A 12,840-nucleotide genomic window follows, 5' to 3' on the forward strand; every position below is an offset into this window, starting at 1 on the left:
ACAGGTTGCCTCGGGCATTCGTCCCCTATTCAATAAGTAGAACTGTTACCGAATTTTTTCCCCCGAGACAGGTGCTAAGTAGCAAAAATTTTCTCAACCAACCCCGTAACAGTGCTTTGGATTTCAAACAGTCGCGGCATCTTAGAAAGCCGCTACAGTATGGGAAAGTCAAACCGGGTTTCTTGTAAAAATCTCTGCTTGCTCTGCAACTTGCTGTTGTGGGGTGAAACCCGGTAACAGTCCCCTTTTGCGAATGCTGGACCAGCCTGTTAGAATCCCGGAAAGGCAAATCACTTAAGACACCGGCGTGATGGATCCACAGAATCAAATGAGAAAGAGGAAATCGTCCCGACTGTTGCGCGATCGCCCGATCTGTCTGGTTTCTTTACTCCGTAAGATGGCGTACCCTTTCAGGTTGAAAGTCCAATCGTTTCCCTTCTTGGAGCATTTGTTTAAATTCCTCAGCTTTCACGGGACGACTGAATAAATAGCCCTGAATATTATCGCATTTATTTTCATACAAAACCGCCAATTCTTCTGAAGTTTCCACTCCTTCAGCAATAACTTTTAAATTTAAAGAGTGCGCCATTTGAATAATTGCATGGGTTAAGGCCGCATTAGTGGCATTTGTATTTATATCCTGAACAAAACATCTGTCTATTTTCAATAAATCAAACGGAAATTGTTGTAAATAGCTTAAAGAAGAATAGCCCGTGCCAAAGTCATCTAAAGAAATTTTCACCCCCATAGATTTTAATTCTTTCAATTTGCAAATAGTTAACTCAACATTTTGAACTAAGATACTTTCCGTGAGTTCTAATTCTAAATACCTAGGGTCAAGTCCACTGTTATCTAAAATCCGAACTAACCGTTCGCTCAGATCGACTTGATTAAACTGCCGAAAGGACAGGTTAACTGCCACTCGCACCGGGGGCAACCCCTCAGCTTGCCAGGATTTAGTTTGGTTGCAGGCGGTTTGGAGTACCCATTCCCCGATCGCAGAAATTAAGCCGGTTTGCTCGGCCAAGGGGATAAATTTAACCGGAGGAATCATTCCTTGTTGAGGATGGTGCCAGCGGACTAAAGCTTCCGCTCCCACTATATTTCCTTCTTCGAGCCCGACAATGGGCTGATAATAGAGTTGCAATTCTTGTCTTTCTACGGCATAGCGCAGGCTTGTTTCCAGGGTGAGGTCATCGAGAGACTCGCTGTGCAACGTGGGGGTATAAGATTGATATTGATTGCCGCCCAGTTGCTTGGCATAAGACATAGCAACCCCGGCATTTTTCATCAATTGGTCCACATCTTCCCCGTCCTGGGGATAAATGCTAATGCCTATGCTGGCGGTGATAAAGATTTCCCGGTTTTCTAAGCAGAAGGGTTGGGTCAGTCGGTCCAGGATGGGTTGGGCGATCGCCTCCGGCAGGGGTTTGGCAGTGGATCTTGAGGAATAGTCTTGAAGGGCTGAAACACTTCGGCGATCGCCCTTGTCAGAACCCCATGCTAGGACGATCGCAAATTGGTCCGTATGCAGTCTGGCTAGAATATCCCCCCGACGGACCCCTTGGCTCAATCTCTGGGCAACTTCCATCAGGAGGCGATCGCCAAACTCATGGCCCAGGGTCTGATTGATCCGCTTAAATCGGTCTAATCCAATACATAAAATCGCGATCCAGCCCCCTTCTTGAGAGGTGCGATCGCGCAACGGATCAAACTGCTCTCGGACTAACAGTTGATTCGGCAAATTTGTGAGCTGATCATAATAAAGCGAGTCAGGGCGCTCAGGCCGTAGGTCCCGCACTGGGGCCACTGCACGGCTCGGTTCCCGAGTGTAACCCTGATATAAGGTATCATGTTTGATCAGCCTCGCCTCGATCGCCCCTAACAACTCTTTGCGCCGAAACGGTTTCGTCAAATAGTCGTCCGCTCCCAAATTCATCCCTTGGCGGATATCCGTTTTATCCCCTTTTGCCGTTAAAAAAATAAAAGGAATCGTCGCCGTTACCGGATTGTTCCGCAGGGCCGCCAGTACCCCATACCCATCCAGTTCCGGCATCATCACATCGCACAAAATCAGGTCAGGAAGGTGTTCCTCTGCTAATTGGACGCCCATGCCCCCATTGCACGCTCCAATCACCCTGAAATCCACCGTATCCAGAATTTCGAGAATGTTGTTACGGACTAACTCTTCGTCCTCAATCACTAAAATTTTTTTCATAACCCATTCAGTAGAGCTTTAACATCCTGTATTTTGGGAGGGACTTCGTTTGCTATCCGGTGGTTAGAGCTGGGACAATCCCGATCATTCTGGTGATTAGATTTTCCCAGATTTTGGCGCGAAATTCTCCCGGGGGGATAATTTAGTCCTGATGGCTCCCTCTGCCTCACCCTTAGTAGCGTTTATTAGGTGGGTTTTCCAAATTGCCTCCCAATAGGTTGAACTTCCGTAACAGAGTAAAATTATCCGCCGTCAACAAGTCTTGCAACTCCGATACTTGATTGATTAAGTGAATTTCTCGCTCGAATTCTTCTTGTAAAATCTCTAGATACCGTTCCGTAGATGTGCCCTGGGGGGTATTTTTTAGCATATGAATCGCCAAATTAATCTTGGAAAGCGGATTTCGTAAATCTTCGACTAACTTCTTCAACAGGCCGTCTTTCGTCTGACTGAGTTCTTCTAGCTCATACATTTTAGCCTGCAATCCTTCCGCCCTCTGACGCTCCGTTGCATATTGCTGCATCACCGCCGCTTGTTTATTTAGCCTGGTATTAATCGCTTCTAACAAATCTTTACGGCGGAACGGTTTTGTGATATAATCATCTGCTCCTAAATTCATACCTTGGCGCAAATCTGCATGATCGGCTTTGGCAGTCAGAAAAATAAACGGAATTGTTGCCGTCGGCGGTGACTCTCGCAGTTGACTTAATACCCCATGTCCATCTAGTCCAGGCATCATCACATCGCAGAGGATCAAATCCGGCAGATATTTCTGAGCTTGAGCGATGCCTGCGAGTCCATTTTCCGCCCCAATGGCCTTAAATCCCCCCCCTTCAAGGATTTCCAAGATATTAGTCAAGACGGCTTGTTCATCTTCAATCACCAAAATTGTTTTCATCGGTTACACTCCAGTTGCTTATCTGGCTTTAAATATAATTTAACTCAGGCTGTTTTATCCCTTAAAGTCCACTTAATTGTTTCTTTATTTATGGAGTCAGCCCGGGATTGGCAATTGCTTTTTGCTAACAAGTCACTGTGGAAAGTCATCAGCTTTTAAGGGCTTACTGACAAAATAACCTGGCATTGCATTAGAGTTAGATTGACATAAAAACGTCTATTGAGCAAGAGTTTCACCCCCTTGAACCCGAGTCTGAAGATGGAGAGAATGGGCCATTTGAATGATAGCCTCAGTCAGGGCCATATTTTTAGGATTTTTGTCTATACCATCAAGGAAGCCTACAGTTTTGGCTTTTTCGAGGAGAGCATCAGAATCAGCACCATCTTGGGGATAAAATCCGAACCCGATGCGGGTGGCGATCGCCATTTCTTGATGCTCCACCCGGAAAGGTACCGATAACTAAGGGCGCAAATTTTCTCGGAAATTATGCCCAAAAATCCTGTTTTCATGCGACTCAATCAAGGGGACAATTTCTTTACCCGCCTTGAAGGTTGGCAGGGGTGGCCCGAAACTACAGGGATGGGTGCGTCGTCAGTCCCCTCCCCGTTCACCCTGGGCGATCGCCCCATTTCGCCGGGGGTCACCGGCTGCTTCTATCTCCCCATCCCCTCTCATTCTAACCCCATTTACCCCTCCAAAAAACATATTTTTTTCTTGCCATTTTATGACCTCTTGGGTCTGGTTCGGCATGACATTGGATAAAGATTCCGGTTCCTCTGTCTCAAAGCCCGGTTCCAGATGAAACACCCCATTTTCCCAATGAACCCGAGGAGATGCGATCGCCCTTGAAAGATCCATATTAAAATCAATCGCATTAGAAATCACTTGTAAAATCGCCGTCCTAATCCGATTAGACCCCCCCGAACCCAGAACAATTTCTGGGCGATTGTCTTTCAAAACTATTGTGGGAGCCATCATCGAAGAAAGACGTCTATTGGACGGCCATTGATGAAATCCATTAGGGTTTAAATCGGCTTCTCCCAGCATATTATTCACCATAATTCCCGTTTCCGGAATAATGTAAGAAGACCCTTCTCCATTGGAAGTCGTGACGCTGGCCGCATTCCCTTCTCCATCGATAATACTAATATGCGTGGTACTGCCCAATCGATTACAATCCGACTCCAAAACCCTCACATATTCGGTGCAATGCTCTGGGGATAAAAACTGATTGCCAAAATCGGGGATATAGAGATTTTCATCATAGCCATTGCTGCGAGCCAGATTAGTTAAACGCATGACATCCCCTAAGATTTGTAAATGGCGAACACTCCCAAAGCCCACTTCTTGGAAATCAACCGATTCTAATAACTTTAAAGCAAAAGCAATCAGAACCCCCCCCGAACTTGGGGGAGGATTCGTCAGAAACGTTTCATCCCGATACTGAGTGACTAACGGTTCTCGTTCTATCACCTGATACGCACTTAAATCTTCCCGAGTTAAGTAACCGCCCTTCTCTTGACAATCTTTAACGAGTTGTTCGGCGATCGCCCCGTGATAAAATTCCTTAATTCCGGCTTCGGCTAAATACTGTAAAGTCGCCGCCAAATCTTTCAGGTAAAGTTTATCCCCCGCTTCTAAGCCGGTTCCCTGGGGAGCATAAATCTGCCTTCCCTCTGGGGAGGCGGTTAAAATCGGATTGAGAATTTTTAATAAATAGGCTTGAAAAGAATTCAGGATAACGCCCTCAGTAGCATACTGAATTGCCGGTTCAACCACAACCTTAAAGGGTAAGCGTCCTAACTTTTGGTGAACGGCCAAAACTCCGGCGAGGTTACCCGGAACTCCCATCGAAGCTAAGCCGATATGGAACTCCTGCACCGCGCCGCCAAAATCCACCGGAACGGGATAAAAATCTAATTCCTGAGCATTGCGTTTAGAACGAGGAGTTTGAACAAAAAAATCAAACAGCAGATTGCGATCGCGCGTATGGGCGAGGAGAAAACCCCCACCGGCTGCCGAAGTCAGGCCCGGTTCAGCCACAAAAGATGCTAACATAGCCGCAACCGCCCCATCAAAAGCGTTGCCACCCAATCGCAACATTTCAATTCCAGCTTCTGCGGTACAGGGGTGACCGGCGGCAATCATTCCGGGGATAAATTGGCTCATTAAAACGGTTAAATTGCGATCGCAATGATGAGAGGTTAGACCCTAGCAATCATAGCAAAAATATTGATAAACTCAGGGAGTTAGTCAGATGATCTTCAACTCAACTCGGACTCGGCGGGGAGACCCAAAAAGATGCTAATCGCAGTCATCATCATTAACCTGATCTTATCGCTAGTATTCTTCTTCGTGGCCTGGAGACTGTGGAAACTCAAACACACAATCAACCAGGCTACCAAATCGATCCTCAATGCCGATCGCGTCACCTACAATGTCCTCCACGCCACCCCAGCTACCTTAGCCCAAGGAGAACGGGGGACACGCAACTTGCGAACCCAATATCAGCAAGTCGAGTTACAACTGTTGCGCTGGCGACAAATCCTGCAACTGCTGAGTTTAGGACAAGCCGCCTGGGTGCGTCAGTCCATCCTCAAGCGCCGACCCCGAAAGCAAAAGCTATCCAGAACCTTATAAACCTACCCCAAAAGATAGAAATAACAGTAAACAGACCCGTAAGTTAAGACAAGGGCTGACTATTCCGGCAAAAGCCACCTAGAATGTCAATAAGGTTAGAAACTAACTAAAATGGGCAAGAATCGTTCGGTAATTTTTATGGGCGGAATGCTCCTCGGAGCAGCGATCGGGACCCTCAGCGGGTTGCTGGTGGCCCCCCAAACCTCACGCCAGACGAGGCGCATCTTGAAAAAATCGGCCCAGGCCCTGCCAGAAATCGCAGAAGATGTCTCCAGCAGTGTCCAGATCCAAGCCGATCGCCTCGGAGCATCTGCCTTGAAAAATTGGGATGAAACCCTCGATCGCCTCCGAGATGCGATCGCCGCTGGGATTGAAGCCACCCAACAAGAGCGGGAAATCCTAACTAAACCGGAAGTCGAGGTATCCTCCGAGGTGGGCGATCGTCAGCCCTAATGTTGTCCCTAACAAGCCCGATTCCCGATTCTGTCTACCCTGAATCCTTCCTAGTAGAACCCGACTTGTGACAGACCCTTTGTTTTGGCTTGGACTTTCGTTTTTACTCGTTGCTGTCAGCCTGATTCTTGTATTGCTGGCGGCACTTCCGACATTGCAGGCGATCGCCCGCGCCGCGCGCAGCGTGGAGAAATTAGCCGATACCCTATCGCGGGAATTTCCCCCCACCCTCGAAGCGATTCGACTCACCGGCATGGAAATCAGTGACCTTACCGATGATGTCACCGAAGGGGTTCAAAGTGCCAGCAACATGGTTAAAGAAGTCGATCGCAGTCTCGGCAGCGCCAAACAGCAAGCCAAAAAAGTCCAAATTACCACCCGCAGCCTCTTTACCGGGATGAAAACCGCCTGGAAAACCTTTAAGAACACCTCAGAACGACCCAGCAGTTCCCATCGCCGTTCCCCCGATCGCTTACCCCCCTCCCAGCGCAAACCCTTAGAATTCAACGAGCGATCCACCCCCCAACCCTATTCCCTTTCCCAAGATCCGGACGAACCCACCGAGGACTACTCAGATTAGAAATTAACCCTCAAAAATTTTTAAAAAACCTACAACCGGCGAGGGTTTGTCACCCCTGCCGGTTTCTGTGTCATGGCGATCGCCCACCCCTCTCCCCTGACAACAGTAGTTTTTTACCCTTAACTGCCTCTTGTCCCCTCCCCTGATTCTTGGTCCGGGTTAGGGTGGGGTCCTCCGGGTGGCGATACAGTAGATTTTTTACCCTTAACTACCTCTTGTCCCCTCCCCTTGGCAAGGGGAGGGATAGGGTGGGGTCCTCCGGGTGGCGATCGCCCCAACCCTCTCCCCCCGGTGGTCCTTGCCAGAACCCACCGATTTCAGCTACCCTATACCTGCTAAGCATTAAGTTTTAACACCCCTGCCAACATTTTGGCGACTTTAAAACCCACTTCAAAAATTATTTCAAAATCATCCCATCCCCCCTTCCATTGAAATTATGCCCTCCAAAAAACGCGATCGTGAAAACCTCCCCCCTGGGCTCCGTTTACTAGAGAAATTAGTCGCCATTATCGCCTTAGTTAACTTAGTCCTCGTCCTATTTGACCTCAGCTACGTTCCCGGGCGAGACTTCTACCTCCGGGGCGATTTATTTCTAGAACAATTTAGAACAACCAAACGGGAAAAATATTTAGCCAAAGTCGATCGCCTCCAAGCCCTCTTACAGGAAAATGGATTAGACGACCCCCAGGTAGAACCCTTATTAGCCGAGTTAAGGGAACAGAGTATTCAACTCGTTGATGAAGAACGATTTCGGGTGACTGGCAGTTATGGAGCCTTAGAAGAAATCAAAAGTCGCATGGAAAGGGAAATGGGAGCGGAAAATGCCCCCCAAGCCTTCCTAGCCTTTTGGAATCGTGAATACTTAAATGCCGTGGGATGGCGGCAAGCAATGGATTTTTTTAATCGGGATATCCGATTTTTAATGACCTTTTATGAACCCCAACTGTTTTATGATGCCGTTAAAGGAATTGAACCCTATCGCGACACCCAAGCCTATCTACAACTCGTCGATAGTCTGACGGTTGAATTACAGCGGGATGGCTTGCGATCGGACCGAGTAGAACCTTTACTGGGGCAGTTGCGAGAGCGCAGTACAGCCATGATTAACCAAAATTTCTTTGAGCGTGCGCATAAGAACGGCACATTAGAAGAGATTAAAAATAATATGCGGCGGCATATTTATTCACGCACAGAAAAGCGTCCCCAAGGTCCGCGATTTATTCTGGATGTCATCGAACTGTTAGCACCGGAAGTCCTCTGGGCGGATAAATCCTCTACTGGTGCTTTCCGAACTTTCTGGAGTCAGGAAAACTTCCAGGCCAACGGATGGGAAAATGAATTAGCCTTTTTTAACGAAGAGATTCGCTTCGCCATGCAATCGAATTATTTTCGACATTATGGGATAGCCAATGAATATATTGATCGGTTTTGGCTGATTGATATCTTTTTTATGGCTATCTTTTTGGTAGACTTATTATTTAGAAGTTGGTTAATCGTGCGGCGTCATCCTAACATGACGTTAGAAGGGGCGATTTTATGGCGATGGTATGATTTAATTTTGCTCATCCCCTTTTGGCGATGGTTGCGGGTGATTCCTGTGGTAATTCGACTCAACGAAGCCAATATTTTGAACATAGAGTGGGTGCAAAAGCAAGCCCGTTTGGGGTTTGTGGCTAACTTTGCCAAAGAACTGACAGAAGTAGTAGTGGTTCAAACCATTAATCAGATGAAAGGGAGTGTAGAAAGTGGACAACTGAGCCGGAGTTTATTAGAACCAGCGGAGAAAGAGTATATCAATATTAATGATATTAACGAAGTGCAAGCGATTTCTAATCGATTGTTAGAAATCACCGTTTGTCGAGTTCTGCCGGAAGTCCAGCCGGATTTACAGGCGCTGCTGTCTCATCAGATGGAAAATACGATGAAATCCTCCGAGTTGTATCAGAGGATTCAGCAGTTACCGGGGTTTGGGGATTTATCTCATCAAATGGCGGAACAGTTAGTCAAGCGGGTATCCAGACTGGTAACCGAGGGGCCAGAAAATGCCTATGAGGCGATCGTTCATGCACCCCCTGACCCCGTTGGGGAAAAATTGACTCAGCAACTGGTGGAACATTTTGGAAGTGCTTTGCGAAAAGAATTGCGAAGAGAAGATACGATCGGGGAATTTGAATATTTGCTGGCGTCTTTACTGGAAGAAATTAAGGTTAACTACGTTCAACAAATGGAAGAATCCGACCCCGAGGACCTGTTTGAGGAAACCGAAGCCCTTCGCAAACGGGCGAGTAGCAACATCAAGCTGCCTGGAAAGGAGAACAGGGGGTAGAGGAGTGAATTTTGTTGGTTGTCATTGGTTGTTGGTCATTGGTCCTTGGTCATTTGTCGGTTGTCATTTGTCAAGAGACCAACAACCAACGACCAACAACCAACAACCAATGACCAACAACCAACAACCAACGACCAACGACCAATGACCAACAACCAATGACAAATGACCAACGACCAATGACCAACAACCAATGACCAACAACCAACGACCAGTTGAGACCATATCGGTCAATCCCTGGGGAGATCGTGTAAAATGGAACAACAAAGGCATTCAACCACTAGATAGTCGAGAATAGGGGGCCGAATGGCCTGACTATCGGAAATCGTCTACTTCCCCCAGGGTGCGTTAAGTGCATTCCGTCAGAGGTGGGATGGCGATCGCCCCTGTCTAACCGGCAAGCTCGCTCCTAAAAGACTGGCATCTCCAAAAGAGTAACCGTAAAATTGGAGTGGGGCATCTAGGAAAGCGGGCAGGTTTAGTGCGAACCGGAGGGGAAACGGTTCCCCCCGGGCCGCCAGAAACCGCTCAAGCTGGAAGGCCCCCGAACGGTTGAACTCGACTGAAGCAGTCCCTAGGGCATTGGAATATGCAATAGGGGAAGCCAAATCAGCCGCGATCGCCCAGGCTAAACTGACAGAGACTCCGATCTAAACTCTGTTGGTCCCTGGCCCACCAGCGGTTAGATCGCGCCCTCCTTCCCCGGAAAGCCACCCCAAAGGCTTGCCGTCAGAGCGTGCAAGTTGATTTTTACTGTCTAAGCACCAACCCGTGATAGACCCAAGAAATCCCTGCCGCCAAAGGGAAGAGAACACCGTTCATTCCCAAACTTCTGTGAAGAGTTATTTCGCTTTGAAGTGGGTCAACCCCCACTTTTTTTGTTCAAATCTGTCTCATGACTCATCCCCTGATCCCACAAATTATCGAAATCGCTACCCCCATCGCCGACTCTCTCGGATTAGAAGTGGTGGCAGCGGTCTTTCATACCAACCTGAATCCGCCCGTACTGCGAGTGGACATCCGCAACTACAGCACAGATACCAGTTTGGATGACTGCGAACGCATGAGCAAGGCGTTGGAAAGCAGCTTAGACGAACGGGAGTTAATCCCGGATACCTACGTTTTAGAAATTTCCAGTCCTGGAATCTCGCGGCAGCTCACCACAGACCGAGAATTTATCTCCTTCAAAGGGTTTCCCGCAGTCGTGGAAACCCTAGAACCCTATCAGGGGCATACAGAGTGGAAAGGTAGACTCGTGAAGCGGGACGAAACTGCCGTTTATCTCAACCGTAAAGGTCGAGTAACAGCAATTCCGCGACCCCTCATCAATAAAGTGCAACTCGTAGATCGAGAAGAATAACCAAGGACAGGTTCGCATCAGCAAAGGTAGGCAGATCCCTAGGGGGTTGGCACAGGAGAGGGAAGACAACCCGATTTCTTGACCCAATCTCTACTCATGAGCAACTTTCTTTGGGCCAGAAACCCGGTTTCTTGTCCGATTGATCTCATCACCGAGGCCCTAGGAGATCCTGAACAAAGAGCGTTTGGAATCCTCGTCCTGTTATCTCTAACTCTAAATAGAACAACGGAGGCAAGTATTATGGCAATGGTCAGCCTCCCCGGACTCCGGGAGATGATCGACAGTATCTCTCAAGAGCGGAATTTACCGAAGCAAGCCGTGCAAGCGGCACTGAGGGAAGCGCTTTTGAAAGGATACGAGCGCTACAGGCGCACGATTAGCATGGAAAAGATCCATTTCGATGAACACTTTTTTGATAATTTTGAAATCGAACTGGATATTGCAGAAGAAGGCTTTCGGGTCCTCTCCACGAAGACCATTGTGGAATTGGTCAGTAGTGGGGACCATGAGATTTCCTTAAAAGAGGTTCAGGAAGTCGCCGATGAAGCTCAACTGGGCGATACAGTGGTTTTGGACGTGACCCCAGACCAACGAGAATTTGGTCGGATGGCCGCGATTCAGACTAAGCAGGTGCTCCAGCAAAAGCTACGGGATCAGCAGCGCAAGATCGTGCAGGAAGAGTTTGAGGACTTAGAAAGCACAGTGTTGCAAGGGCGAGTCCTGCGATTCGATCGCCAGTCGGTGATTCTGGCCGTGAATAGTGGGTTTGGACAACCGGAAGTTGAAGCGGAACTGCCTAAACGGGAACAGTTACCGAATGATAATTATCGCGCCAACACCACCATCAAGGTTTACTTGAAGAAAGTGCGGGAAGGCCCCAGCCGAGGCCCTCAGTTATTGGTTTCTCGGGCCGATGCTGGATTAGTGGTTTATCTATTTGCCAACGAAGTGCCGGAAATTGAGGATGAGGTGGTGCGGATTGTTGCCGTAGCGCGGGAAGCCAATCCCCCCTCCCGTCATGTCGGACCCCGGACTAAAATTGCAGTGGATACCCTAGAGCGGGATGTGGACCCGGTGGGAGCCTGTATTGGAGCGCGGGGATCGCGGATCCAAGTCGTGGTGAACGAATTACGGGGGGAAAAAATCGACGTGATTCGGTGGTCACCGGATCCGGCGACTTATATCGCAAATGCTCTTAGTCCCGCTAAAGTGGATGAAGTGCGCTTGGTGAATCCTGAAGCCAGACAGGCTCATGTTTTGGTTCCCGAGGATCAGCTAAGTTTGGCGATCGGGAAAGAAGGCCAGAATGTCCGTCTAGCAGCCCGCTTGACGGGGTGGAAAATCGACATCAAGGATAGTGCGAAGTACGACTACGATTCTTCTTACGATTCCGCTAGGGTTCAATCTTCCTATGAGGAAGAAGAGGACATGGAGGAGGCAGCAGAGGAGCTAGACGAGCTAGAGGAAACTTCAACCGCCACTTCAGTGCAAAGAACGGCTTGAGGTTGAGGGAAAATCGCCCAGGGCGCTTTCAGTCTGGGGGCAGCCTCCGGGATAACTAAAAGGCATCCAGGGGAACTGGGGGAGGGACAACTCCCAAGGGAGCTTGGAGTAAAGCATTGGCGAAAGACGCTCCAGGGGGAGTTGATCCCGCAAGCGTCTGGGGCAAATCCGATTCAAGCCGTCGGAAGGACAAACCGACTCACCGTCATCTCATGGAACCAAACTACCGACGTTGTATTAGTTGCCGTAAAGTTGCACCGAAAGAAGCCTTCTGGCGTATCGTCAAACTCTACCCATCGGATCAGGTACAATTAGATACGGGTATGGGGCGTTCGGCTTATCTTTGTCCAGAAGCCTCTTGCCTGAAAACGGCTCAAAAGAAAAATAGACTGGGGCGATCGCTTAAAGCGGCGGTTCCCCCAGAACTGTATTCCAACCTATGGCAACGGTTACCCCTGAGCGCTCAATCCGAGCACCGGGCAGCAACCCCAACCTAATAACAACCCCAACTCAATTAGACCTCCCGGAGTTATCCCCCTCCTTTGAACCCCAAAAAACAACCCCCCCCTATAGACCCTAACATCCCCAGTTCTATAGAAATTCGTGCAAGACTAGAACAGAAGACACGGTTTCGCCTCAACCGGCGTGCCGTGCCTGATGTGGGAGACGAGCGTGCGGCTCTCTCGATATGCGGTTGTCCGTTGGTATCCCAGCCGGTCAACAATAACGCCCAAAAAGCCGATGCCATTAACGGGTTCTGTCGGTCTCCCGGCGGCGATCGCACTAAAAGACCGGCTCGACCCTCTTCGATTCAAACATTAAGCTTGGGAAAAACCTGAAAACTCAGCGTTAAAAATCCAAG

12 protein-coding genes are annotated in these 12,840 nt (G+C 48.6%); 8 read left to right on the forward strand and 4 right to left on the reverse strand.

The window, feature by feature from the left end:
* Positions 1-385 precede the first annotated feature (385 nt).
* From NG792_RS10970 to ggt, 4 genes are all read right to left on the reverse strand, one after another.
* Positions 386-2,218, reverse strand: a complete 1,833-nt coding sequence (locus NG792_RS10970) for an EAL domain-containing response regulator (RefSeq protein ID WP_261235467.1) — start codon at positions 2,216-2,218, stop codon at positions 386-388.
* Between the two features lie 172 nt (positions 2,219-2,390).
* Positions 2,391-3,116, reverse strand: a complete 726-nt coding sequence (locus NG792_RS10975) for a response regulator transcription factor (protein ID WP_261198189.1) — start codon at positions 3,114-3,116, stop codon at positions 2,391-2,393.
* 216 nt (positions 3,117-3,332) lie between these two features.
* Entirely contained in the window at positions 3,333-3,557 is a 225-nt protein-coding gene (locus NG792_RS10980; RefSeq protein ID WP_261198190.1) for a hypothetical protein, read from the reverse strand.
* Between the two features lie 150 nt (positions 3,558-3,707).
* Positions 3,708-5,285, reverse strand: a complete 1,578-nt coding sequence (gene ggt / locus NG792_RS10985) for a gamma-glutamyltransferase (protein WP_261235468.1) — start codon at positions 5,283-5,285, stop codon at positions 3,708-3,710.
* A gap of 132 nt (positions 5,286-5,417) precedes the next feature.
* Between ggt and NG792_RS10990 the strand changes: the two genes are divergently transcribed.
* The 8 genes from NG792_RS10990 (at position 5,418) to NG792_RS11025 (ending at position 12,817) form a co-directional block, all read left to right on the forward strand.
* A complete protein-coding gene (locus tag NG792_RS10990; RefSeq protein WP_261198192.1) occupies positions 5,418-5,756 on the forward strand; it encodes a hypothetical protein in 339 nt (112 codons plus the stop codon).
* Positions 5,757-5,867: 111 nt separating this feature from the next.
* Positions 5,868-6,209 carry a YtxH domain-containing protein gene (locus tag NG792_RS10995; RefSeq protein ID WP_261198193.1) on the forward strand — a complete coding sequence of 114 codons (342 nt, stop codon included), beginning with the start codon at positions 5,868-5,870 and terminating at the stop codon, positions 6,207-6,209.
* Between the two features lie 67 nt (positions 6,210-6,276).
* A complete protein-coding gene (locus NG792_RS11000) occupies positions 6,277-6,789 on the forward strand; it encodes a DUF948 domain-containing protein (RefSeq protein ID WP_261198194.1) in 513 nt (170 codons plus the stop codon).
* A gap of 436 nt (positions 6,790-7,225) precedes the next feature.
* Positions 7,226-9,115, forward strand: a complete 1,890-nt coding sequence (locus NG792_RS11005; RefSeq protein ID WP_261235469.1) for a hypothetical protein — start codon at positions 7,226-7,228, stop codon at positions 9,113-9,115.
* 895 nt (positions 9,116-10,010) lie between these two features.
* Positions 10,011-10,475 (forward strand): ribosome maturation factor RimP, encoded by a 465-nt coding sequence (gene rimP / locus NG792_RS11010; RefSeq protein WP_261198196.1) that lies wholly within the window; start codon positions 10,011-10,013, stop codon positions 10,473-10,475.
* A 240-nt stretch (positions 10,476-10,715) separates the two neighbouring features.
* Positions 10,716-11,978, forward strand: coding sequence for a transcription termination factor NusA (gene nusA, locus NG792_RS11015; protein ID WP_261198197.1), 1,263 nt, complete (start codon positions 10,716-10,718; stop codon positions 11,976-11,978).
* Between the two features lie 116 nt (positions 11,979-12,094).
* Positions 12,095-12,475 carry a YlxR family protein gene (locus tag NG792_RS11020; protein WP_261235470.1) on the forward strand — a complete coding sequence of 127 codons (381 nt, stop codon included), beginning with the start codon at positions 12,095-12,097 and terminating at the stop codon, positions 12,473-12,475.
* A 45-nt stretch (positions 12,476-12,520) separates the two neighbouring features.
* Complete coding sequence (locus NG792_RS11025) at positions 12,521-12,817, forward strand: hypothetical protein (RefSeq protein WP_261198199.1); 297 nt, start codon at positions 12,521-12,523, stop codon at positions 12,815-12,817.
* The last annotated feature ends 23 nt before the right edge of the window (positions 12,818-12,840 follow it).

Origin of the sequence: Laspinema olomoucense D3b, assembly GCF_025370785.1 — a bacterium.
Taxonomy (GTDB): domain Bacteria; phylum Cyanobacteriota; class Cyanobacteriia; order Cyanobacteriales; family Laspinemataceae; genus Laspinema; species Laspinema olomoucense.

Coding starts and splice junctions, on each gene's coding strand:
- NG792_RS10970 (WP_261235467.1), bottom strand. CDS start 2,218: ATGAAAAAAATTTTAGTGATTGAGGACGAAGAGTTAGTCCGTAACAAC.
- NG792_RS10975 (WP_261198189.1), bottom strand. CDS start 3,116: ATGAAAACAATTTTGGTGATTGAAGATGAACAAGCCGTCTTGACTAAT.
- ggt (WP_261235468.1), bottom strand. CDS start 5,285: ATGAGCCAATTTATCCCCGGAATGATTGCCGCCGGTCACCCCTGTACC.
- NG792_RS10990 (WP_261198192.1), top strand. CDS start 5,418: ATGCTAATCGCAGTCATCATCATTAACCTGATCTTATCGCTAGTATTC.
- NG792_RS10995 (WP_261198193.1), top strand. CDS start 5,868: ATGGGCAAGAATCGTTCGGTAATTTTTATGGGCGGAATGCTCCTCGGA.
- NG792_RS11005 (WP_261235469.1), top strand. CDS start 7,226: ATGCCCTCCAAAAAACGCGATCGTGAAAACCTCCCCCCTGGGCTCCGT.
- rimP (WP_261198196.1), top strand. CDS start 10,011: ATGACTCATCCCCTGATCCCACAAATTATCGAAATCGCTACCCCCATC.
- nusA (WP_261198197.1), top strand. CDS start 10,716: ATGGCAATGGTCAGCCTCCCCGGACTCCGGGAGATGATCGACAGTATC.